This window comes from Aliivibrio logei (genome assembly GCF_001691055.1).
Taxonomy (GTDB): Bacteria; Pseudomonadota; Gammaproteobacteria; order Enterobacterales; family Vibrionaceae; genus Aliivibrio; species Aliivibrio salmonicida.
Map to the genome: position 1 here is coordinate 109763 of NZ_MAJU01000031.1, position 26287 is coordinate 136049.

The following is a 26287-nucleotide window of genomic DNA, read 5'->3' on the forward strand; positions in this document are numbered from 1 at the left end:
AATTAACCGTCACTTATCCAATAAAGCTAATGTACGCTTGCAGAATGATTAAGTTAGTTATATCAATGAAGAAGGCTCCGACAATTGGAACCACCATAAAGGCTTGAGGGGAAGGGCCGAATCGAGACACTAATGATCCCATATTCATAACCGCTGTTGGTGTTGCTCCTAATCCAAATCCACAATGACCACCTACCATTACCGCTGCATCATAGTTTGATCCCATCACCCTGAAGGTTACAAAGTAAGAGAAAAGCGCTAAGACCACCGTTTGAACGGATAAGATAATCAAGAAAGGAATGGCAAGGTCAAAAATATTCCACAATTTTAAGCTCATTAATGCCATTGCTAAGAAAAGTGATAAACAAACCGTACCCAAAATATCTACGGTTATCGTATCAATTTTGTGGATTTTAGTCACTTCCGTTAGGTTCGTGATGAAAACACCGATAAATAAAGCGTAAACAAAATCAGGAATTTTAAGCCAAGAAATACCAAAACTATCCACAAAATTACTGAGGTGCTCAGAACCGACAACACAAAGGAGTAATATGAATAACGTCTCGATGACTTTTTTAGAGGTTACTTTATCTTCTTCTCTTTCATTATAAGTGACTAATTCAGGAAAACGAGCATGAGTATCTGTACCTACGCCGTATTCAGACTCTAATTTGTGTTTATGAATTAATTTTTGAGCGATTGGACTCCCGATCAAACCCCCCATAATCAAACCAAAAGTCGCTGATGCCATAGCAAGCTCTAAGGTGTTTAAATTATACGTGTCAGCAAAGGTCTGAGACCAAGCTGCACCGGTTCCATGGCCGCCTGATAATGTGATTGAACCAGCAATAAGTCCCATCAGAGGGTCCAACCCCATTGCGGTTGCTAAACTAACACCAACGGCATTTTGAATTAAAATATAGAAAGACGCGACGGCTAAGAATAAGAAGACTTTAGATCCCCCCTTAAGCAGTTGTGTGTAATTGGCTGCCAATCCTACGGTACTAAAAAACATAAGCATGAATATGTTTTGCAATGGTAATGAGAACTCAAGACTTATCCCTTGAAAATGCAAAAGGGTAATAGCAAAAGCAACAATTAATCCACCGACGATAGGTTCTGGTATGTTGTATTTCTTAAATAAGTTAATTTTTGAATTAATGAAATGACCAAGAAAAAGCACAGCGATAGCAATCAAGAACGATTCTAAAGCGCCAATAGATAAAGTGTTTGTCATAGTGTCTCGAGGTATGGTTATTAACCAATAGGTGTTGGGTATGAACGATCGAGATTATGATAAGTTATTGATAAAGTCACTATAAATTTTCACTGTCATAAAAAGTTCATATATCTAATTTGAGTTATGATTAAGAGGAGGATTTATTCTGCTCGATATGAAAGTAAAGAGGGGGGGGCTGAGTAATAAATAAAAAGGCTGAATGAGAAAATCATTCAGCCTTTCTTGTAAGCACATTATAGTGCGAATATTTTAATTACGTTGTAACTTAACCAATAAAGCTAATGTAAGTTTGTAGAATAATTAAGTTCACTATATCAATAAAGAAAGCGCCAACAATTGGAACCACCATAAAGGCTTGTGGCGATGGACCAAAGCGAGACACTAAAGAGCCCATATTCATCACTGCTGTTGGTGTTGCTCCTAATCCAAAGCCACAATGGCCACCAGCCATAACAGCGGCGTCATAGTTTGACCCCATGACTCTGAAAGTGACAAAGTAAGAGAAGAAAGCAAGAACAACGGTTTGAACTGATAAAATAATAAGAAGTGGAATCGCAAGATCAAAGATGTTCCACAATTTTAAACTCATTAATGCCATTGCTAAGAACAGAGCCAACGAAACAGTGCCTAGGATATCAACGGTTTCAGTATCAATCTTATGGATTTTTGTTACTTCAGTAATATTAGTGATGAAAACACCAATAAATAAAGCGTAAACAAAATCAGGGATTTTAAGCCAAGCAATATCAAAGCTGCCTACAAAATCACTTAAATGGCCGGCACCTACAACACAAATGAGTAGAATGAATAAGGTTTCGGTCACTTTTTTTGCGGTCACTTTTTCTTCTTCTCGTTCATTGTAAGTGACGAGTTCAGGAAAGCGGGTATGGGTATCCACACCGGTGCCATATTCTGATTCTAATTTATGTTTATGAATCAATTTTTGTGCAATCGGGCTACCGATTAAGCCACCCATGACCAAACCAAAGGTCGCAGATGCCATTGCTAGCTCTAGCGTGTTTAGATGATAAGTTTCAGCAAACGTTTGGGACCAAGCAGCACCCGTACCGTGACCACCAGATAACGTGATCGAACCAGCAATAAGACCCATTAATGGATTTAAGCCCATAGCACTTGCTAAGCTAACACCAACTGCATTTTGAATAATGATATAGAAAGAGGCAACAGCAAGGAATAAGAATACCTTTGTTCCGCCTTTTATCAGTTGTGTATAGTTCGCTGCTAAACCGACAGTACTGAAGAACATCAACATGAATGTACTTTGTAGCGGCAATGAAAACTCAAGATTAATCCCTTGAAAATGCAAAGCGGTAATAGCAAAAGCGACGATTAATCCGCCAACAATGGGTTCTGGAATGTTGTATTTCTTAAAAAACACAACTTTAGAGTTGATTAGGTGGCCTAGAAAAAGTACGGCGATGGCAATTAAAAAAGATTCTAGTGCGCCGATAGATAGAGTGTTTGTCATAGTACCTCGAAGTTCAAATATCAAACCAATAGGCTGTCCTAGTAATACGAAAGTACGAGAATAAATTAAAAATTTATGTATTTAAATTCACTTACTGGATTGATATTGTTTAATTTCAGGAGCGGATAGTAGCACTTTTTTGCTGTGGTTTGGGTTGCCTTAATGTAAAAAATATAAGAATACTGTTAAGGGCTGATGAAATTAGGTGTATATACTTGATTATTCATCATAAAAAAGAACAATACTGCCACCACGAAGAGCACTCCCGACATTAAAAGTAAACCCAATGCCTACATTATCTACTAAATCGATCCATTTACGCGTATCGATTAACCATGCAATATTGAACTCATAGTAATAATCGGTTCCGAGTGGCTTATTTACATCGCCGCCAAGATCAACACGTTTGGCTTTTAGGTACAATACTTGAGCAAACTGGTTCCATCTGGTCATGTTGTAACGTAATTGTACGCTATTTACAAAACGCCACACCTCAGGATGAACCTCTGAGCTGTAGTTTGATGAACCACCAAAACCTTGTCCGTTAGCATAATGATAACTGTTGTTAAAACGCCATTCTCCCCATGGCGCGACTTTTTTATATTCGAAGCTCATTTTAGGTTCAATCATAAATACATTCGTGGATACGTTATAAAAGATACCATCTAAAGCGGGAGAAAACTTTTGACTGTACACACTATTGTAGCTGTGTGAATTACGGTAATGCATCAAGTGTAGTGCAGTACCAAATGAGATGGTCCAATTTTCTGCAAAAATATAATTTTGTGCGTATTCGGAATACAGTCCGAACACTTCATCAACATCTGAATCAGGGATCGCTTTATTTTGAAACTTGACATCAATGTCCGTATTGACGTAAGAGGCTCTTACCGTTACCTCATGAGACCATAAAGAATCTGCATCATCATTTAATGTGAAGGTGTACGGCAACGAATAAACCGTCATTTGATTTCGTAATTGAACGGAGTCTGAACTTCCTAATCCGTTATCTGGATTTTCATCTTTAGAAATATATCGATTGGGATTAAAATCTGCAATCCCAAAGGTGATCATGTTGCTGTCGGAGAGAACAAGAGCCGTGGCAAAAGACTCTTCAAACTGTTGTGCAGGCGTGAATTCACGAGCTGAGGCTTTATTTATTGTTTGAATAAACAGAAAAGCAATAAGTAAAGAAAATAGGCCTCGCGTCATTCGTGTACCCTTTAAAAAATCATCTCTATAATTTAGTCTAAAATAATGCTTTATTCCACTAAAAATCAGAGTGTTATTCCCTATTTTCCTAAAACTGATAAGACAATGTATAAATAAAAAAGCACGCCATTACATTTGCGTAAAGTAGCGTGCTTTAAGGTGACGTATTTATAACCTATTGCTTATTTTATAAAGCCACCAGTTTGATGGGTCCATAATTGGGCATAAATACCGCCGAACTCAACGAGTTCTTTATGAGTTCCTTGCTCAACAACTTGACCTTGGTCCATGACAATTAAGCGATCCATTGCGGCAATCGTTGATAGACGATGAGCAATAGCAATAACGGTTTTTCCTTCCATTAATTCATCTAGGCTGTCTTGAATAGCCGATTCTACTTCAGAATCAAGTGCAGAGGTTGCCTCATCTAAAATCAATAGGGGGGCATCTTTTAACAACACGCGAGATATAGCAACTCGTTGGCGTTGACCACCAGAGAGTTTCACACCTCGTTCACCAACTTGTGCATCATAGCCAGTACTGCCATAAGAATCCGTTAAGGTTTCTATAAACTCATGAGCTTGTGCTTGTCTGGTTGCTGCAAACAACTCTTCATCAGACGCATCAGGACGACCATATTTGATATTGTCACGAATAGAGCGATGAAGTAGGGAAGTATCTTGGCTCACCATGCCTATCTGACTACGTAGTGAATCTTGAGAAACATCGCGAATATCATGGCCATCAATAGAGATAGACCCTGATTCAATATCATGGAAACGAAGTAGCAAGTTCACTAATGTTGATTTACCCGCACCAGAACGTCCCACCAACCCTATTTTTTCTCCTGGTTTGATATCAAGGTTTAGATTATTGATGACTCCCTTGTTCTCGCCATAATGGAAGTTAACATTCTTAAATTGAATATTTCCATGCTTAACAGAAAGTTCTGTAGCGTCAGGTTTATCATTGATGGTAATTGGTTTGGATAAGGTATTCATTCCATCAGTCACTGTGCCTAGGTTTTCAAATAGGGAGCTTATTTCCCACATGATCCAATGAGACATACCATTGATACGTAACGCTAAACTGATCGCAATCGCGATAGCACCAACAGATAGTTCATTATCAATCCACAGCATGATAGAAACCGCGGTAATTGAGAAGACTAATAAGTAGTTAATGATCTCTACAGAGATATTAATGCCAGTAGCTAAGCGCATTTGTTTATGAACAGTCACTAAGAAATCGTCCATGCCTTCTTTCGCGTATTCAGTTTCGCGCTTACTATGACTGAACAATTTGATCGTATTGATGTTGGTGTAACTGTCAACAATGCGTCCTGTCATTGTAGAACGAGCATCGGCCTGCTTCTCTGAAACAGCTTTCATTCTCGGGACAAAGTAAAACTGAATCGCAATGTATGCCGCAAGCCAAATAAGCATAGGCAGCATAAGACGCCAATCTGCCTTTCCTACCATCACAATCATGGAGGTAAAATAAACAGAAATATAGATAAGCACATCAAGTAGCTTCATTACGGTTTCACGGACCGATAATGAGGTTTGCATGACCTTTGTTGCAATACGACCAGCAAAATCATCTGAATAAAAAGAAACACTTTGTTTTAAAAGGTATCGATGCGCTTGCCAGCGAATAGCCATTGGATAATTACCCAATAACGTTTGATGTGTAATGAATGAATGAATCAAGATTAAAATTGGCATCCCAATAACAACAAGAATACCTAACCACATTAAGGTTTGTCCTTCCTGTGCTAAAAAGGTGTCTCTGTTATGAGTGGATAGCCAATCAACTAATTGCCCCATAAACCCAAAAAGAGACACTTCAACCATGGCGATGATAGCACTAAGTACTGACATGCCGATTAAAGGAACTCCGAACCCTTTGGTGTAATGGCGACAAAAAGCATACAACCCTTTTGGTGGTTGTTCTGGTTCTTGTTCTGGGAAAGCGGTAGTGATCCGCTCAAAGAATTTAAACATACTTTAAGCCTATAATTATAAAGAAATTGTTTGTTTAATTTAATGAATAATTAAATCAGGAATACGTGTGCAGATTTTGCTTTCTACATGCCGTTAACATAACCTAAATAGCGTATTTATGTAATCAATTTTGTAAATTAAATCAACGTGTTTAGATAAATAAGTGGTCGCAAGGGATGTGAGAGAGGTATGATAAAAGAAATACAAATTATGATGGTTAAACCAATGAAAAAGATCCCAACAAATATTATCACCGGTTTCTTAGGGGTAGGGAAAACAACCACTATCTTGCAGTTATTGAAGAACAAACCTGAAGGAGAATCTTGGGCTGTTTTAGTCAATGAATTTGGTGAGGTGGGTATTGATGGTGCTTTCTTATCTGAAGCAGGGGCATTAATAAAAGAAGTGCCTGGCGGTTGTATGTGCTGTACTGCTGGTTTACCTATGTCAGTTGGGATTAATGCGCTATTGCGTCAAAAACCAGATCGTTTAATCATTGAGCCAACAGGCTTAGGCCATCCTAAAAAGATCATTGCGATTCTCCAATCTGAAAACTATGAAAAGTACATTGATTTAAAATCAACCATCGGGCTTGTAGATCCTCGAAATTTATCGGATGAGAAGTACATCAGTAATCAAAATTTTAATGACCAACTCGGTATCTCTGATGTGATCGTGGCAACGAAAATGGACATGGCTTCAGACTACGATAAATGTTTATTTTCTTCATGGGCAAAATCGTTACCTCACCAACCAAAGACCGCGACGATCAATCATGGTGAACTACCTTTGCACTGGTTAGATGAAGACAGAACGGTTGAATTGACGATAGAAGAGCATCATCACCATCATGCAGAGCAAGATATTGTGGAAATGATACTGGAACCTGGGCAAAAATTTCTTCGTAAAGAAAATAAGGGTCAAGGCTATGTTAGCTGTGGTTGGTTCTTTGGTGCGGAATCGGTATTTGATTTTGATGAGCTGTTTTCGATGTTGTCGGATTTAAATGCAGAGCGAATTAAAGCGGTAATGAACACGAACAAAGGCTTTTATGCTTTTAATGTGGCAAATCGTGTGGTGTCAGTCAATCAGTTAAGTCTTGATGGCATGGAATCAAAACTAGAAGTGATTGATACTCAATTATTGCCTTGGGACACGTTAGAAGAAGTATTACTGAGTTTATTGATTAACGATAAAAAGTAAAAATGTTGTTTTTATTAATATAAATGCATAAAAAAAGAGACCTATGATTGGTCTCTTTTTTATTGGATTTAAAAGAATTAACGCTTGTTTTTTAAGTAACGCTTACGACGTTCTTCTTTTTTCTTAATTTGTTGTTCAACTTTAAGCGCTGCTGCAATTTCAACTGCTTCAAGTTCTGCAGGGATCATTTCAGGAAGTTCTAGTGTTAATTGGCCTAATGTACCCGAGCGAAGTTCATGAAGTAGAATTTCAGACGCTTTATAGATATTAATTCGTCCACCAGCTTGTAAGCAACCACGGCTACGACCAATGGCTTCCATTAGTTCTACATCGTTATCAGGTAATTCATCCAAGTTATAACGCTCTTTTAAACGCTCTGGGTACTGTTTTGCCAAATACTCAACCGTATAGAAAGCAACTTCATCGTAATCCATTGCTGTATCTTTAACAGCACCTGTAGCAGCAAGACGGAAACCACTGTGTGGGTTTTCTACTTTAGGCCATAAAATCCCAGGAGTATCAGAAAGAACAACCCCATTTTGCAAATTAATACGTTGTTGACGACGCGTTACTGCTGGTTGGTTGCCGGTTACCGCAATCATTCGTCCTGCTAGTGTATTTATGATGGTTGATTTACCCACATTCGGAATACCCATAATCATGGTACGAACGTTTTTTCCCATCGCTTCACGGTGCGGAACTAATTTACGGCATCTTTCCATGATTTTATGGATTTCATCGGGATTACTGGTTGTCACTGCCATTGCTGTGACACCTTGCTCTTTCTCAAGATGTTCAATCCAAAGTTTAGTCACTTCTGGATCGGCTAAATCACGCTTGTTCAATACTTTAATACAAGGCTTATCTTGACGTAGAGAGGCGATCATTGGATTCTCACTACTGAAAGGGATACGAGCATCAAGTACTTCAATGATCACATCCATTTTAGGGATCACCTCGGCGATCTCTTTTTGAGCTTTGTGCATGTGACCCGGATACCATTGGATGGACATAGCGTGAATCCTTTAAAAATCAAAAACGCTATTTTAACGGCAAAGTAGCAAGAGTAAAGGGAAGTTACGCTGTGTGGTGGTTTTGTTGTTGTAATGACGCTAATTTGATTAAGTAATAACCTTGAAAATCAAAAATGGTAAAAATAAGGTGGCTGGTTAATCAAACGTTACTTATATTTCTGTAAGTGTCGCAATTAATGACTTAAATTATTAGTAAGTTATTGAAATGATGACATACAACTGGTTTACTTGTTACAAGTAACATTGATTGAGAGTTTTATGAGTAATTTACATACACAACGTAAAACGCGACCGACATTACAAGACATAGCTGACCGTGTTGGCGTGACAAAAATGACGGTTTCTAGGTTTATTCGTGATCCGAATTCGGTCGCAGAAAAAACGCGCGAAAAAATATCCGCGATGATTAATGAGCTTGGCTATATTCAAAACCGCGCTCCAGCAATGTTATCTAAATCTTCCAGTAAAGCAATTGGCATTATTCTCCCATCTTTATCTAACCAAGTCTTTGCCAATTTAGTTCAAGGTATTGAACAAGTAACGAAAGAACGTGGTTATCAAACACTGATTGCGCATTGTAATTATGATGAATTAGAAGAAGAGGAACAAATTGCATTTCTACTTTCATATCAAGTGGATGGTTTAATCTTAACAGAAACGAAACACACCGATAGAACTCGTCAAATGCTTAAGTCCGCAGGCGTTCCTGTTGTTGAAACGATGGAATTACCAGAAAACCCAATAGACATGGCGGTAGGGTTGGATCATATGGAGGCTGCATACCATGTAGTGACCCAAATGATAGCCAGTGGCAAACGTCATATTATGTATTTTGGGGCTCGTTTAGATACTCGAACCAAGCTGCGCCGACAAGGGTATGATAAAGCAATGATCGAAGCGGGTTTGCTTACTCGTCATATTTTGACTGATGAACATTCAAGTTTTACGTTAGGTGGAGCCTTGTTAATTGAAGGGCTTGAGCTTATGCCAGAGCTTGATGGTATCTTTTGTACTAATGATGATATCGCTATTGGTGCAATGATGGAATGTGCGCATAGAGGTATTTCGGTTCCTAATGACATCAGTATTGTAGGTTATAATGCGTTAGATATTGGTCAAGCTATCTCGCCAAGACTGGTTAGTGTTGATACGCCTCGTTTTGACATTGGTAAAAAAAGTGCAGAATTATTATTAGATGCTTTAGCGAATAAAAGACAAGATCAGAAAGTGGTCGATATGGGCTTTTCATTGACCGAAGGTGATAGTCTGTAATCAATGACAACGTAAGATAATCATAGATATAAAAGAGGGCTTATTATGAATAAGCCCTCTTTTATTTATTGGTGTTTTTTATTTAGAGACTCATTTAGCTATACAAGAATGAGGCGCCTTCATCAGCACCAGAGACGTTATCTCTAAATACTTTAAAAATGTCTCTTCCCCATGTTTGTTGGCTTAGTTCTGTATCACAGTGCTCAATTGCTCTAAGGTTCGTATCTGAAAGATTATTAACGGTACCTTGCGTTGCATCTAGACGGATAATATCACCTTCTTGAATTAAGCTGATTGCACCACCACGAAGAGCTTCTGGAGACATGTGAATTGCTGCTGGGATTTTCCCTGATGCACCAGAAAGGCGACCGTCAGTCACTAAGGCAACTTGGTAACCTGATTTTTGAATATTACCTAAAATTGGCATCAGTTTGTGAAGCTCTGGCATCCCATTCGCTGCTGGGCCATTGAAACGGACAACTACGATACAATCTTGATTTAGTTCTCCACGTTTATAGGCGGCTTCGACCTCATGCTGGCAATGAAATATTTTCGCTGGGGCTTCAATAATGCGATGTTGTTCAGCAACGGCAGAAACTTTGATAACAGATTTACCAAGGTTTCCTGATAGCATTTTGATGCCACCAGAACGTTGGAATACAGAACCTGATGAGGCGATGACCGCAGGATTGGTTGTTTCTCCACAGTCATGCCATTCTAGCTTATTATCAATTAAGCTTGGACGTTTCATGTAGTCAGAAAAATCACCAAAAGCGGGCAGTGCATCGGTATTTAGTAATCCATTTTCATTCAAGCGCTTCATTAGCATTGGTACGCCACCAGCACATTCAAATTCATTAATATCAGCGGAACCATTTGGATAAACATTAACAAGCAGTGGAACAATATCCGATAAATCGCTGAAATCTTGCCATGTAAGATGAATGCCCGCCGCGCGAGCCATCGCCACAAGATGAATAGTGTGGTTTGTACTGCCACCAGATGCGAGTAAAGCAACGACACCATTAACAACGCTTTTTTCTGTAATGACATCACAAAGAGGGCGATAATTTGATGAATCAGCGGTCATTGATGCAATACGTATTGCTGCGTGTTCTGTTAATGCGTCACGTAATTCGGTATGAGGAGCAACAAAAGCGGAGCCGGGAAGCATTAATCCCATCGCTTCAAAAACGAGTTGATTTGTATTTGCTGTACCATAAAATGTACAAGTCCCCGGGGAATGATAAGAACCGCATTCCATTTCTAATAAAGCATCACGTCCGATTTTACCTGCTGCATATTTTTGACGAACATCTACTTTCTCATCATTAGTGACGCCGGTAGACATAGGGCCCGCAGGTATAAAAGCGGTAGGTAAATGAGCATACGTTAATGCGCCCATGACCTGTCCAGGTGCTATTTTGTCACAAATACCGAGTAATAACGTGCCATCAAACATGTTATGGCTTAATGAGAATGCCGTTGCTTGTGCAATTAAATCACGAGAGAAAAGAGACATATCCATGCCTGCTTGTCCTTGTGTTACACCGTCACACATAGCAGGGACACCTCCTGCTATTTGAGCTGTGTGTCCATACTGCGCCAAGATTTGTTTAATTTGGTCAGGGTAAGTTTTGTAAACTTGGTGTGCGCTAAGCATGTCGTTATAAGCGGTAATGATCGCTAAATTCATGCTTGTTAAATTCAGAATGTTTGCTTTTTCAGTAGAACAAGACGCGGCAACGGCGTGAGCTAAATTACCGCAAGAGAGTGACGCTTTTCCTTTCCCACTTAGTTTTTGTTCTTCTGTTTTTTTCATGAAAGCAGCGCGAAGGGTTTGGCTACGCTCTGTAATTCGTTGAGTTACCGAAATAATCGTTTTATGAATCATAGTGCTACCTTTATGCTGTTGTTTTTTCTTCTTTTAGATCATTTAGCGCCACAATAGAATGCTTAACGATGGTATCAATGTCAGTGTCTATATCGACAACGGCTACTTGATCTTCATTATCAGGGCGCTCTAATGTATTAAATTGGCTTTCTACCATATTAGATTTCATAAAATGGCCCTTACGTGCGGTCATTCGACTCATGATCAGATCAAAACTGCCATCAAGAAAAAGGAAGGTTACATTTTGGTTTCCATCGCGGATTTGATCTCGGTAACTTTTTTTCAACGCTGAACACACAATAATGCCTTGTTCATTCTTACTTTCTAAACTGAATGCAGCGTCACGGATACGCTCTAACCAAGGCTTACGATCATCGTCATTAAGTGGCTCGCCACGTGACATTTTTTGTATGTTAGCTTTTGGATGTAGGTCATCGCCGTCAATAAATTTTGCGCCAAGGTGCTGTGCTATTTTTTCGCCAATCGTACTTTTACCACTTGCACACACACCCATTACTATAATGCTGTTACCACTCATACTGACTCCTGTTTAGTAATCTGAGCGAGATCTCATTTTTGATAGATACTGATAAATTTAACTTTATATTATTTAAGTTACGGGTAACATGTTACCCGTAACTCTTAGGGCTGTAAACTAAAAATAACCAATAATAAATACAATATTTAGGTGGATAAAATGGAATTGATTAGTCAAAGTAGTGATCCTGTTTACTTGTTATCAATCGCGGTATGTTCAATTATCGCGTTGCTAATATTAATAATGAAGTTAAGAATTCATGCGTTCGCAGCATTGACATTAGTTAGCTTGGGTACCGCTCTGGCAGCGGGTGTTTCTGTTGATAATGTTGTACCAACAATGATGTCTGGTTTTGGTGGCACTCTTGCTTCTGTAGCTCTGCTTGTTGGTCTTGGGGCGATGATTGGTAAAATATTAGAGGTGACTGGCGGGGCGAAAGTGCTGGCAGATACACTGATTAATCGTTTTGGTGAAGATAAAGCGCCACTGGCGTTAGGGGTTGCCTCTTTACTGTTTGGTTTTCCAATTTTCTTTGATGCAGGCTTAATCGTAATGATGCCTATCATCTTTAGTGTTGCCAAACGCTTTGATGATTCTCCAATAAAATACGCATTGCCTTCTGCGGGTGCATTCGCGGTTATGCATGCGTTTGTTCCCCCTCATCCTGGTCCTGTTGCTGCATCTGAATTATTGGGCGCGGATCTTGGCTTACTATTAATGGTTGGTATTCTTGTTGCGATTCCAACATGGTATTTTGGGGCGTACTTATTTGGTCTATACGCAGGTAAAAAATTCAATATTCCATTGTCGAAAGGAATATTCGGATCAGACGTTATTATAGATGAAGATAAATTACCTAAATTTACGACAGTACTTGCGATTCTAGTGATGCCAGTATTGCTTATTTTTATGGATACCGGATTAAGCACGCTTGCCGTTGCTGGTGTTATTGATGGTAAAGCACCATTAGTTGAATTCTTGCGTATGCTAGGTAAAACCCCGGTAGCACTTCTTATTACTCTATTAACTTGTTTGGCTGTATTTGCAAAAGATTACGGTATGAAGCAATTAGAGAAATTATGCGGTGATTCTTTAGCTCCAATCTGTGCTGTTATTTTAGTCACTGGCGCTGGTGGTATGTTTGGTGGGGTTCTACGTGCAAGTGGTATTGGTGAGGCGCTTGCGGGTGTTTTATCTGACACAGGAATGCCAATTATTCTTGCTGCATTTTTAATATCTACTTGTTTACGAGTGGCTCAAGGCTCTGCAACTGTTGCTCTTACGACAACGGCAGCTCTTATTGCACCTATTGTTGCTCAAACGGCGGGCTTAAGTGAATTTGACTTATGTTTCATTGTCATCGCGATTGCTGGTGGTGCAACGGTGTTGTCTCACTTTAATGATTCAGGTTTCTGGTTGGTTTCTCGTTTGCTTGATATGGATGAGAAAACAACACTTAAAACATGGACAGTAATGGAAACATTACTTGGAACGATTGCATTTGCGATTGTGGCTGTCCTAAGCGTTATCTTATAAGGTTAAAAAATGAAAACTATTGAACAACGATTGAAAGAAATAAAAATTGTCCCAGTTATTGCGATTAACAGTGCAGAACAAGCCTTGCCATTAGCTAAAGTGCTTATGGAAAATGGATTACCTTGTGCTGAAGTGACGTTTAGAACAGAAGCCGCAGTTGAATCAATTCGTTTAATGCGTGAAGCGTATCCTGATATGTTGATTGGCGCAGGTACAGTATTAACCGCTGCACAAGTTGATCAAGCAATTGAAGCTGGCGTTGATTTTGTTGTGAGCCCAGGGTTCAATCCAACAACGGTAAAATATTGTCAACAACGTAATATGCCGATCATCCCTGGAGTAAATAATCCAAGCTTAGTCGAGCAAGCAATGGGAATGGGACTAAAGACATTAAAATTCTTCCCAGCAGAACCATCTGGTGGCATTCCAATGCTAAAAGCATTAACAGCGGTTTATCCTGTTAACTTTATGCCTACTGGCGGAGTGAGCCCAAGTAATGTAAATGATTATTTGGATATTAAATCGGTTGTTGCTTGCGGTGGTACATGGATGGTACCGACAGATTTAATGGATAAGGGTGATTGGGATAGTATTGCCGAATTAATTAAATCTCTATAAGTAATAATGCTAAAACTCACGATACATTTTATCGTGAGTTTTGTTCCATCTGTCCGCTATCAAATAATGATTAAATATTTATTTGAATGTATATTCATTATTTGATGAGTTGTAATGCACCCATCCTCTATTTCTTTTCTATTGTTCATTAAGTGTTTTTATGTTTATGAAATCTCGACCTGAACCGATCTTAATCATCACCACCTTTTTAGCCGCTGCTGGTTGGGTTTTTTCAAAAGAAGCGATTCAAGGATTACCTCCGTTTGGTTTTATTGGTATTCGCTTTATATTCGCTTCATTATGCCTTTTACCTTTTTGCTTTAGTGCACTAAAAAAAGCCGATGGACAAGATTGTTTTCGTTCAATGGGGGTGGGAGTATTACTTGCGGGTTCCATTTTTTGTTGGATCTACGCTATCTCTATCAGCGATACGTTAGGTGAGGGCGCGTTTATAATGAGCCTCTCCATGCTGTTTGTTCCTTTATTGGCGTGGCCATTGTTTGGTTCTAAACCACCACGTGCATTTTGGTATTCATTACCGATTGCATTTGTTGGTTTGTTTCTACTGTCATGGAGTGATGGATGGAATATTGCAACGAGTCAACTTTGGTTTATTGCCGCCGCTGTTGGGCTTGCTACGCACTTTAATTTTAACAGTAAATATTCGGCCAGTTTACCGACGATATTACTCACTACATTACAGCTATTTACTGTTGGTTGCTTGGGCGTAGTCTTGTCGTTTTTCTTGGAAACCTGGCCGGAAGAGGTAAGTTTAATTACCTGGAAGTGGGTATTATTAAGTGTCTTACTTGCTACAAGTTTACGTTACTTAATGCAAACTGTAGGTCAAAAGTTAGTCAACCCAACGAATGCCGCTATATTGATGTTACTTGAACCTATTTGGACAATGATGTTAAGTGTATGGGTATATAATGAATCGATGCCTCTTAATAAAATCCTCGGATGTGTATTGTTATTGCTGTCTTTATTTTTCTACCGCTTTAGTCAGGTTAGACCAAAATTCCGTCTTTGAGGCTATGCGGCTTTATGTGTTTGCTGCTGTAGTGGCAGAGGCTTGCCCAAATGAAAACCTTGAAAATAATCAATGTTCAAGGTTTTCATCTGTGTGTATTGGGCTAGTGTTTCTACGCCTTCAATCACAATTAATGCATTCTCTTTTTTGGCGAGTTGGATAGCAGATAACAAGGGTAATGTATTTCCTTCCTCATATTGTATCAAAAGCGTTCGGTCGATTTTTAAAATACTTGGTTTTAAAAGAGAAACTCGATGCTCACAAGAAGCTTCTGAACCAAAGTCGTCAATAGCGACATTAAATCCGTGCGATTTTATGTTTTCTATTGCGGAACGTAATTTTTCTTCATCATTATAATGAAACTCGAGTAACTCAAGAGTGACTTGTTGTGGGGAAAGTCCTAAATGTTTAATTCGATATTCAAGTAAAGAGGTGTTCATGTTTGGTATCTTATCAGCATGAAAATGGATTGCTGATTCGGGCAGTATATTAAGAAAAAGTAAGCTATTGCTTTGGGAGAAGAGGGCAAAATTACGAATATGAATAATACGACTAAGGCGTTCGATGTTTAGTTTTTGCTCGATAGTTTTAGTGGTGTCCTTAAAAAATAAATCAGGTCTTATAGAGAGCATGTTTACATCATAAATACGTAATAAAGCTTCATAACCAATCGCTTGTTGGTTAACATTAAAAATAGGCTGAAATACGCTTTGCAATAAATAGCCTTCATATTTTGAATAGAATGAACCATCCTCGTCCAAAAATAAATACCCTTCAAATTGCTCCTGAGTGACTAATAACATGCTTTACTCCATAAAATAGCATCTGTTATTGATATATTAATCACCCTTGCTTATCAAGTTATGGTTTGTTATTTACGAGATGAATCACAGAATGAATATTCTGTAAGTAGCTTATTTCTATGATTAATTAATTATTTTTATACAGTTTAATATCCATATAGAAATGGATTCATTAAACAATGATTTAGCATTTCTATATGTTATTAATTACATACTGCCTACAACTGCTTGATTTTATCAACTAAGCTGAAGAGTGGTTTAGATTTCATGATGTTTCATTGAGAGACATCATGATTATTCATAATATAGAGTGGACAAATTTTTTATAATGAAACGATTTTCTCATTTATCATCTCTGATGTTTAACTTATTTGTATTAGTAGTCAGTACTTTTAGTAGCAGTTATGTTTCTGCTGCTGATATTACTATTGATATTACTTCCGATGAAACGGTCTATGAGAATAATACGAATGTTACGTATCAAATTACGGTAACAAATATTAGCCCGAACACAATTAATGATATATCAGTTCAATCTAATTTTATGTCCGTAAAATCAGGGACTGAAAATGCTTTCGAGTCAACTTCTATTTTAGGAACGTCTACTTTTTTATCTAACGAAGGTGATTATAATTCAGCTGGGGATTTAAACGTTAGTAATGCGAGATTAAGAAGTGGAGGGGTGTTAACTTACACAATAAAAGCATTAACCTCCAATATAATAACGGGCGATATTTCGGTTATCGCAACAGTGACTACACCAACAGAAACGGTGAATACCCCTCCAATTACCGTAACGCCTGCACCTTATGCGTACACTCTTGATTTATCTGTTAATAAAACAAATTACATTATTAATAATACGTTGACCTATACATTAAAAGTGGAAAATATTGGTAGTTACAAAGTTCAAAATCTTTCTATTAATCAATTATTTTCATCTCTGACTGGTGAATCGATAAGTGGAATGGTTATTCCTAATTTTTCTAGTGTTGTTATTAATGCTACGACGAGCGGGGTTGAAACTAATGCTGGTTTATTTTTACCTTCTGGTGATTTAGCGGTAACTGAGGCCACAATAGATATCGGTGGCAATATAACTTATACCATTCAAACCGTTGTTTCAGACAGTCTTGTCAGTGACATTGTCACTTCTGCGGCGGCGCTGACTAAAGACGGAAGTGTAAATAGTAATGAATTAATAACGCCTCCAGCTATTGGGGAGTTAGATATCACATTACATGAATTTGAAAGCACCAATAGTTATCTTGTAAACAATGAAATGAGAATTGAGTTAACCGTTAAAAATACTGGTTCAGGCATTGTTAGCGATTATGTGGTTCAACATAATATTAACGCTCTGATTTCTGATTTAGGCAACGATTTAGATCAAGCTCGATACGATAGCTCAGATGTGAGATCTAATCCTTATATTTCTTGGACGAGCAAAGTTACGTCGATAGGAAATAAATCCATCTCGACGTTAAATACAAGTGGAGAAGTGGCGAATCAAATCTTTGATGATACGGTTTCTGTATATCCAGATGAAGATATTAGTTATTTAATTACGGCTAAATTAACCCCTGTTACTATCGGTGAAATAGAAAATTTAACGGCAAGAGTACTTAAAAATGATGGTTCTTTGGCTGACCCAATTAATACTATTTCTGGAGTTATTAAGCCTGAATATGTTTTAAATTTAAGTGATCCTGAAATTAGAATATCAAAAACAACAGCGGAAAGTGAGTATATTCCCGGAGGAGAGGTTGTTTATGACATTACGGTTGATAATACGTCGAACAAATATTTTGCGAACAATCTGATTATTGTTGATAAATTATCTTGTATTCAAACAGAACAGGCAGGAGGTGTTGGTAAAGGTAGCGCCTTTAGTTCGTGGAAGTTAGATGTTGTTAATGGATTTGATTCAGAAGGTACTGATGCAGGTGACTTCAACTATGGCGCAACTAAAACAGGTGATTTAACCATATCACCTGATATTGCGCCTGGTAAACAAGTACATTATAAATTAACCGCGACAGTTAGTGACACCAGTATCGGACCGATTATTGATAATAATCTGACTTGTAATGATGATATTTCAGAGACGGGAACTGGGGTTCAAATGCCAGATGACAGCTTGTCAGTTACCAAGGATGTCGATGATTACTATTATTCTTCAGGGCAACGATTAACTTATACTATTAAAGTCACTAATAATGGTGATGGTTTCGCGGATCAAATATCGGTAATAGATGATCTAGCATCAATAATGGTAACGGATATTTATGGTCATAGTGTGCCTGCTTATTCCTCTTGGAGCATCACGGCCAGCGCGAAACATATTGATGGTACCGCCGCAAGTTCAACAGATACAGGGTTTTCAGGAGTCATTACCTCGCCAACGATTTTAGATGTGAAAGCAACCATTGAACCAAAAACAATAATAACTTACACGATAAGAGCGAGAACGATACCAACAGCTAACGGTGAAATTAATAACCTCGTTACTATTGATGAGAGAATAATTGCTGACAGAGCATCTGTGCCTAAAGATTTTGCAGTTTCAATTGAAAAATTTGTAAAGGTTGATGGTGCTTCTGCGTTTAGTCGTGAGCAAACGTATTACTCTAAACCAGAAAATACGGTGACTTATCAACTCGTGGTTAAAAATGATAAATCTAATGGCTATGCGACTAATGTAAATATTACTGATGAAATATCGAGTATTGAAGCAGATATGTTAGAACCCGATAATACGCCTATGACGGTGTTCAGTAGTTGGACGATTGAGAATGAAGTTAATATTATAGATACATCGGATCTTTCTGCTCAAGAGCAAGCAAACTTAATTGCAGCTACCGATACAGAGGTTGCTGTTGATAATCAAAACTTAGATACGACAGCTCAAATCCCGCCTAACGTTGAAATTATTTATACTATTACCGCTAATATTGATCGCTCTGATGAAAATAGAATAGTTTGGGGTCGATTTAATAATATTGCGACTGTAGCAACACCAGATAACGGCCGATCCAATTCAGAGAATGCTTGGGTTATACCTAAAGATCCTGATGTGTTTGTCACAAAAACAACCAGTAACGATAATTTTGAAATTGGTAAAGAAGTTGTTTTTAATATTTATGTATTTAATAAAGGCGCAGGGTTTGCTAACGATGTAGATGTTTTTGATGATATTGATGGAATGGGAGTATTTAACTCTGGTTGGACAATTGAGGCACTAACAGACTCTCATTTGAAATCGGGAAGCTATGCCGATAATAAATCGACATGGCCAGACGGAGGCAATATTCAATCAAAAGTGGATATTGATCCTAAAGAGTCATCAGGTAGTTTTGATGGCATGGGCTATGTTGCTTACAAAGTTACTGGAATAGTTAAAAATGACTATTCTCCTTCTGAAATATCTAATACCGCTGAAATTCATGATCCTGCAACAGGTACCGACCACTCTTCGACTGCCGAAGTGGGTAAAGATATTGTACTTAGCCGATTTAATGTTTCCATATTGAAAACGTCGGATAAAGTAAAAGTTACCCCAGGGGAAGACATTACTTACAGCATTACGTTATACAACAATAGTAAAACGGTTACGGCTAATAATTTAACCATAGTTGATTATATGGCGGATATTAAAGCGGTATTAGCGAATGATAAAGATGATCATTTTGAAGATGATAAAGAGCAATCTCCATTTGAATATTGGTCTATTAAATTAGATGGTGAAGCAACCTTTGGTGCACAAAATAACGATAATTTTATTTACCCTGAAATTGGGTCGTCAACGACACTTAATTTAAACCCTCAAGAATCAAAAACATTTCAAATTAAAGCCAGAGTAAAAGATAATTTTGTGGGATCTGATAACCTTTCTGGGACACGAACTAATTTATTACCTAATGATGCGTATGTTTATCGTGATATTGGTGAAGTAACTGAAGCTTCACATGTTTCACATCATGAAAATGAGCGAGTGTGGCAAGGCTCTGATACGATTCGAGAGCTTTATGTTAATGGCAGCATTGAACAATACTACACCCCAGGTGACACATTAACTTATACGATTAAAGTACTTTCAACGACCGGATATTTAAATGATCATAATGTTGATGAGAATATAAAAGGACTTAGTGTTCAGTTAATGGATGGAACCTATGCCAATCCATTCTCTGATATTTTTAGTGTAAAGGTTGAAAAAGAAGACAGTGATGGTGGTGCAGGAACAACAGACGGCACATTAGATGGTGTAGTTGAAGATGATAAAAATATAGACACAACGATAGATGTTGCTGGTGGTGATTATGTTTTATATACGGTTGAAGGTATTGTTAGGGATGATGCTGTTGGAAATATTATTATTGGCGGAACAACATTAAGACCGAATGAATTCCATTTAACGTTTTCTAAAGAAGTGGATGAAATTAATTATGAGCCAGGTGAGACATTAACCTATCATTTGATTATTACGAATAATGGGAAAGGTAATGCTTATGATATTCCTGTACTAGATGAAATATCAAAAGTAGAGGTTGAATTAATAGATGGCTCTTTTGGACCTGCATTTGAGCCTAATTGGACGATAGTAACTCAAGTCAGTGGTGGTGCGGTTGGAGGTAACGCCCAAGTTGGTACAGTTGAAGATGGAAAAGACATAGATACCAATGCATCGATACCAATGGGAGCTACGATTGATTATGTTGTTACCACAACTGTAAACCCTGCTGCTGTCGGAGATATAACTAATATTCTGACAGTTAATGGGGATCATGTAAGTGTATTGTCAAAACCAAATGCTCAGAAATTTGATGATGAAAAAACGATCCTTGCTTATTATGATACTGATGGAGCAACGATATTGCCAAGTGGATTAGATGGTTATAAGCCTGATGGGTTTATCGAGTATCAAATTGAAATTCGTAATGATAATAATGTGCATTTGAATGATATTTCTATTGTTGATGAAATCAGCAAGATAAAGACTCAGTGTTACGATTTAAGTAATGGTACAACCGTTAGCTGTAGTGCTTTTGACCGTTGGACCATAAGTTCAGAATCAGATGGAAGTTCAATTTCTAATCCCGGTATTGTCGAGAATAATAAAGACATAAATACAGAATTTGATTTAGCTTCAACAGGCTCAACATTACTTCAACCATTTGTACGTTATACAATTAAAGCACATATCAGAAAAGAAGCGGTTGGCAGTTTTTATAATTCAGCTAAGATCGACAACAAATACAAAATAACTTCTGATCGTTCAATTATGTTACCTGTGAATCTAATTAAAACTCACTTAGGTTATACCGATAGCTCTTTATCAACGAGAAAAACAACTTATAACCATACCGTCAATGGTGAACAAGCGGTTTATCATTTACGTTTAGAAAACACAGGTAATGGTCTCGAATATGGTAAATCTCTGATTGAGAAGTTTTCTGATTTACAAGTTAAGTTAGCTCAAACGCTAACAAGCCAAGCTGATAATCAGCAGGGACCAGTGTATGAACCGAATGGTTGGAAGGTAACCGCGACAACCTCTAATGAATCAATGACATCAATTGGAAACTTTATTGGAGGGAATAATGTTGATATTGATTTACCATTTATATCTATTGCTCCAGGTGGATGGATTGATTTTGTTATGGAATCTCGAATCCGTGAGGAGACTTTAAATGACTTTAGAGTGGTTCCAACTTATGGTTCGAGTGATCTACAAGCGGTTCGTTTTAATGTTGAGCCATCAAATTTAGTGGTATCTAAAAAGATCATTTCTATTGATGGTAATCCTTATAGCAGTGGTGATTTTTATAAACCGGGAGATACCGTAGAGTACCAATTTATAGTAAATAATGATCAACCAGTCTGGAATGATAACACTGTTATTCAAGATTTAATTTCTAACATAAAAGTAGAAGTGATTGGTGGGTCAATAGAATCAGCATTAATGAATACGAATATTAGTCATGTAATAACAAGAGGCTTAGACTTAAATGTTGATACGAAGCCATTGAGTTACGATCCGAGTAGCAATCTAGATATCCAAGAAGCGGACGGTCTTGATATTGGCCCAATGGAAGAAATAACATTTACGATAACCGGTGAAGTTCGTAAAGATGCGGTTGGTATTATTGACGGAAATACTGCCATTGGTGGAACCGACAGTGTCACCACCAGTACTATTCCACCAGCAGAGCCTATATTGGTCTTTGAAAAAGTCGTTACGAATACAACCGCAGATGGAGGTTCATGTTCATTTCCTTCAAATACAGGCAGTGGGTGTGAGTATAACCCTAATGGTCAGGTTACTTATCAAATAACCGTAACAAATGAAGGAGAAGGTATTGCTAACGATGTTCTGATTAAGGATCTTATTAGCACGATAAATACGTCGGATGGTGTGACTGCATTTTCTTCAAACAGTGTGAATTTGATTGATAGTCCGAGACCCTCTCGTTTTTCTATTAGTGGAAATTACAACGGTAACGGTGATTTAAATGCGACCTTTGATCTCATGCCAACAGATACTGTTGTATTCGAGATTAATGCGCTAGTTACAGGGGTAGCCACTGGTTCAATAACAAATACAGCAACCATTAATAGCGATACGACTAATAGCGTTATATTAAACGCGGGTACTGCAAAAATAATAGCGACAAAACAATCAGATATTGCCACCTATACACCGGGACAAACTATTAATTATACGATAGGGATTCTGAACAATTCGGATACTAACTCTGAAGTTGCCATTATCGACGAAATTTCCAGTTTTTTAGTGGAGACAGCAGACGGTTCAATGCAGCCCGCATTAGATTCATGGTCAATTTCTTCTCGTGTTGTTACTGATGGCGATCATGATTCTGTTCCTAGTTATACCGATATCAGTAGTTTATCGACCTCGGGAAATATTAACTCAACGATCAAAATGGCCGGAGAAAATGCCGACTCAACAAGAACGTTAGTTGAAATTATAATCACTGGTACCATTCGTAAAGACGCTATCGGCCAGTTTACGAACATTGTTTCAATTAATGGTAGTAATTATCGCGTTAATGTGGGGTACGTTGTTCCTGAAAAAGGAGAACTGTCGGTAACCAAAAGTACGACGAAAATGCCAGCAACCTACATTCCGGGAGAATCCATTGGGTTTGATGTCGCCGTTGAAAATACGGGGTTGGGTTATTTAGCCGATGTAAATATTTCTGATTTAGTGAGCAATATTACCACTGATTTTGCGGCTCAATCACGATTAGGTAACGTATTTGAGCAATGGGACGTTACCGATATAGTTATAACGGGTGTAGACCCAGCATTATCTCAACCTATTTCAGGCACTGAGATCACGGGTACGAACGGATATGCTATTGATTACAATATTGCCCCAATGCAAACGGTCAACTTACATTTAGAAGGTAAGGTTAATGACAAAGCAATGGGTGACATTACTAATGAAGTGGTTGTCACAGACAGTGATGGAAATAAAAAAACAGCACAAGCAACGTATACACCAGAGAAGGCCGCGTTAGTCGTAACAAAAGTCGTAGATAAACCAATATATGAGGCTGGCGATACACTGACTTATACGATTGAAATAACAAACACGACGGCAGCTTGGGCAAAAGACGTAAAAGTAACCGACTTCTTATCAACGATAGAAAGTACAACTATTGATGGTTCAGTCGTCACTGCATTTGTTCCTAATTCAATTGATATTATAGGGACGTCTTCAACGGGAAATTCGGTAATACCGATCATTAATAATCATGATATTAATGGCACGATTGAAATTGCGCCTAATGATACCGTGACTATTATTGCGAGTGGTCAATTGTTGGATAATCTTCATGGTGAAGTTAAGAACATTGTTACCGTTGAATTAGATGGCATCGTAAGTATAGCAGAAGCGATAAGCATTCCTATTATACCAACGGTTACTTTAACAAAAGAAGCACCTATTGAGTTCTATGTCCCAGGAGAAACGTCTGATTATGTTGTTACGGTAACAAATGAAACTAATGGTTTTGCTGATGACATAAAGCTACAAGACATTATTTCTGGCCTTACGGTTGAAACGGTTGATGGAACCATTGAATCTGCCTTTGATTTTTGGACTCTTGATGTTGAAGTGTTGGACCCAAATACCGTCATCACAAGAACGCGTTCGACTTTTAATGAAGACATCGATGTCAATATCGACCTGGCACCGTTAGATACAGTGACATTTACTATTAGTGGCGATGTTAATAAAAACGCAGTTGGAGTGATTAAAAACACCGCAACGATGGCGTTTAATGGTATTTCCGTTGATAAAGGAGCTGAACTTAAACCTGAAGAACAGAAAGTGACTTTTAATAAGACACTTAAAGACGGTTCAAAAGAAGGTGCATATAAAGCCGGTGAAGAATCAGAGTTTCATATTACGTTAATAAATGATGCTGCGAGTTTTGCACAAAACATTCAAATAACCGATTTAATCACGGATCTACAAGTCGAGACTGTTTTTGGTGCTACAGAACAAGCCTTTAACTCATGGAGCATTGATTACCGTATTTATAATGACAAATACGATACGACAACGATTAGTTCATTACCTATTGGGGATGATATCGATGTTATTGTCGATTTAGCACCAAGTGCAACGATTGAATTTATTGTTAAGGGGATCGTAAACCCGAAAGCATTAGGAGAAATCAGCAATACGGCCACAATGAATGACGGAATTTCAAATATTGATTCAACAGCGTTATTGCAACCAGAAAGTGTTGTTTTGGTCGTGAAAAAAATCGCAGATAAAAACGAATACACGAACGATGACAATGAAATTACCTATACGTTGGCGGTGACCAATAGAGGTTCATCAGATGTGTCTGGTGTTCAATTAGTTGATGAAATTTCGACGCTTCAAGGGGCAAATGGAAACCCTTTATTTACTGAATGGACAACCACGATTAAAGAAGTTCCGGGCTTTTCTGTGGTGGCGACTGAAAGCTCTATTGACCTTAATTCTACTCAAACTTTAAAAGCGTATGAAGGTAACGGATTTATTATCACCGTTGTAGGAAAAATAGGTAAAGGGCTTGATGATGATATTACAAATACGTTTATCGCAACAGCGCTTGGTGGAGAAACGGCTCAAGATAGTGTGACCGTTCATGTGAAAAAATTTGCAGATAATGAAGGTCAACTAGAGGTAACAAAACAAGCACTTAAAGACTCCATTCAGGTAGGAGATGTCGTTGAGTATGAAGTGGTTATCGAAAATAATAATGAAGCTGAATTTAAAAGTGTCAAATTGGAAGATCGATATCCATCAGGCTTTCAGTATGTAGAGAATTCAACGGAGGTTACAAACAGTGGCCCTGACGGTGTTTTTGATACCGCAGATGACGTGTTTACTAATCAAGAGCCAGCAGTAACTCAAGTTTTATCATTTTCTATCGGCGATATGCTTGCGTATGGCGCGAGTGGTTCAACCGTGCAAGAAAATGTCAGAGTCCGTTATCTATTACGAGCCACGGTAGGTACTACATTTGGTCAATATGTCAATACCGCTTATGCAATGACCCCTGCGGAAGGAATGACAACAGGACCGTTAGAGATCAAATCGAACATGAGCAGTGCGACTGTTGAAATTACACCCGATAAAGTATTCGATACAGCATCGATTATTGGCAAAGTTTTTGAAGATAATAATGGAGATGGATATCAAGCTGATGCAACCGCTTTTGATATTAAATTAACCGCTAATATCGCTCATAGTAATTACGTCACAGGTTCTACGACGATAGAAATTGAGGGTGAAGAAGAAAGCCTAAAAGAAAAAGGCATTGTTCCTATTAATCAAAGCATTGTAATTGATCATCTATTTGGGTTATCGAGAAATAGAACGCTACCAGAAGGGAATATAGCGGTTGTCCAATTTGCGACAAAAAACAAAGATAAATTCGATTTTACCGTAACAACGGTTGACGGTTCTCATATCTCATTCAGTAAAGAGGGTGTGATAAACATAGAGCATTTAGGAAACAAAAAAGATCAGCTTGCTGCAGAAAATCTGAAAATAACCCGTAATCTATACAAGGATAATAACCAGTATTTATGGGAAATTGTCATTGAAAATATGGGGATCTATGAGGACGGTATACCAGGTGTAAGATTGCTTACGGTTGAAGGTATCGTTATTGAAACCGATGAATATGGGCGTTATCACGTGCCAGATCAATGGGTTCTCAATAAGAAGGGAAAACAATTCTTAGTTAAAGTTGACACTGATTCATTACCGACAGGAATGAAAGTAATCAGTGAAAACCCGAGAGTATTAAGAATTTCACCAAATCAATTAACGAAATTTAATTTTAGTGTTCAAAAATAAATAACTCAAAACTATA

Annotated in this window: 14 protein-coding genes; 6 read left to right on the forward strand and 8 right to left on the reverse strand. The window is 38.0% G+C overall.

What is annotated here, in order from left to right:
* Positions 1–13: 13 nt before the first annotated feature.
* From gltS (A6E04_RS19690) to A6E04_RS19705, 4 genes are all read right to left on the reverse strand, one after another.
* On the reverse strand, positions 14–1237 hold the full coding sequence (gene gltS / locus A6E04_RS19690) for a sodium/glutamate symporter (RefSeq protein ID WP_017023183.1): 1224 nt from the start codon (positions 1235–1237) through the stop codon (positions 14–16).
* Positions 1238–1505: 268 nt separating this feature from the next.
* Positions 1506–2729, reverse strand: coding sequence for a sodium/glutamate symporter (gltS, locus tag A6E04_RS19695; RefSeq protein ID WP_012551984.1), 1224 nt, complete (start codon positions 2727–2729; stop codon positions 1506–1508).
* Between the two features lie 219 nt (positions 2730–2948).
* Positions 2949–3941: a Solitary outer membrane autotransporter beta-barrel domain gene (locus tag A6E04_RS19700; RefSeq protein ID WP_065612180.1), complete on the reverse strand. Its 993-nt coding sequence runs from the start codon at positions 3939–3941 to the stop codon at positions 2949–2951.
* 182 nt (positions 3942–4123) lie between these two features.
* Entirely contained in the window at positions 4124–5947 is a 1824-nt protein-coding gene (locus A6E04_RS19705) for an ABC transporter ATP-binding protein (protein WP_065612181.1), read from the reverse strand.
* Between the two features lie 225 nt (positions 5948–6172).
* Here A6E04_RS19705 and A6E04_RS19710 point away from each other — a divergent pair, with 225 nt between their 5' ends.
* Complete coding sequence (locus A6E04_RS19710; protein WP_065612240.1) at positions 6173–7150, forward strand: CobW family GTP-binding protein; 978 nt, start codon at positions 6173–6175, stop codon at positions 7148–7150.
* A 77-nt stretch (positions 7151–7227) separates the two neighbouring features.
* Here the strand turns inward: A6E04_RS19710 and ylqF are convergent, their stop codons facing one another.
* Positions 7228–8163 (reverse strand): ribosome biogenesis GTPase YlqF, encoded by a 936-nt coding sequence (gene ylqF, locus A6E04_RS19715; protein WP_017023186.1) that lies wholly within the window; start codon positions 8161–8163, stop codon positions 7228–7230.
* Positions 8164–8442: 279 nt separating this feature from the next.
* Between ylqF and A6E04_RS19720 the strand changes: the two genes are divergently transcribed.
* The gene (locus A6E04_RS19720) at positions 8443–9456 is read left to right on the forward strand and encodes a LacI family DNA-binding transcriptional regulator (RefSeq protein WP_065612182.1); all 1014 of its coding nucleotides are present in this window, start codon (positions 8443–8445) and stop codon (positions 9454–9456) included.
* A 94-nt stretch (positions 9457–9550) separates the two neighbouring features.
* Here A6E04_RS19720 and edd read toward each other — a convergent pair whose 3' ends face one another.
* Positions 9551–11350, reverse strand: a complete 1800-nt coding sequence (gene edd, locus A6E04_RS19725) for a phosphogluconate dehydratase (RefSeq protein ID WP_065612183.1) — start codon at positions 11348–11350, stop codon at positions 9551–9553.
* A gap of 10 nt (positions 11351–11360) precedes the next feature.
* Positions 11361–11888 (reverse strand): gluconokinase, encoded by a 528-nt coding sequence (locus tag A6E04_RS19730; RefSeq protein WP_017023189.1) that lies wholly within the window; start codon positions 11886–11888, stop codon positions 11361–11363.
* Between the two features lie 159 nt (positions 11889–12047).
* Here A6E04_RS19730 and A6E04_RS19735 point away from each other — a divergent pair, with 159 nt between their 5' ends.
* The 3 genes from A6E04_RS19735 to A6E04_RS19745 all read left to right on the forward strand — a co-directional run bounded on the left by A6E04_RS19735 (position 12048) and on the right by A6E04_RS19745 (position 15075).
* Positions 12048–13424 carry a GntP family permease gene (locus A6E04_RS19735; RefSeq protein ID WP_023603964.1) on the forward strand — a complete coding sequence of 459 codons (1377 nt, stop codon included), beginning with the start codon at positions 12048–12050 and terminating at the stop codon, positions 13422–13424.
* Positions 13425–13433: 9 nt separating this feature from the next.
* Complete coding sequence (locus A6E04_RS19740; RefSeq protein ID WP_065612184.1) at positions 13434–14042, forward strand: bifunctional 4-hydroxy-2-oxoglutarate aldolase/2-dehydro-3-deoxy-phosphogluconate aldolase; 609 nt, start codon at positions 13434–13436, stop codon at positions 14040–14042.
* 160 nt (positions 14043–14202) lie between these two features.
* Positions 14203–15075 carry a DMT family transporter gene (locus A6E04_RS19745; RefSeq protein WP_065612185.1) on the forward strand — a complete coding sequence of 291 codons (873 nt, stop codon included), beginning with the start codon at positions 14203–14205 and terminating at the stop codon, positions 15073–15075.
* A 2-nt stretch (positions 15076–15077) separates the two neighbouring features.
* Here A6E04_RS19745 and A6E04_RS19750 read toward each other — a convergent pair whose 3' ends face one another.
* Positions 15078–15878 carry an EAL domain-containing protein gene (locus tag A6E04_RS19750; RefSeq protein WP_023603961.1) on the reverse strand — a complete coding sequence of 267 codons (801 nt, stop codon included), beginning with the start codon at positions 15876–15878 and terminating at the stop codon, positions 15078–15080.
* Between the two features lie 328 nt (positions 15879–16206).
* On the opposite strand from A6E04_RS19750, the gene A6E04_RS19755 reads away from it, so the two are divergent.
* Positions 16207–26271, forward strand: coding sequence for a DUF11 domain-containing protein (locus A6E04_RS19755; RefSeq protein WP_065612186.1), 10065 nt, complete (start codon positions 16207–16209; stop codon positions 26269–26271).
* The last annotated feature ends 16 nt before the right edge of the window (positions 26272–26287 follow it).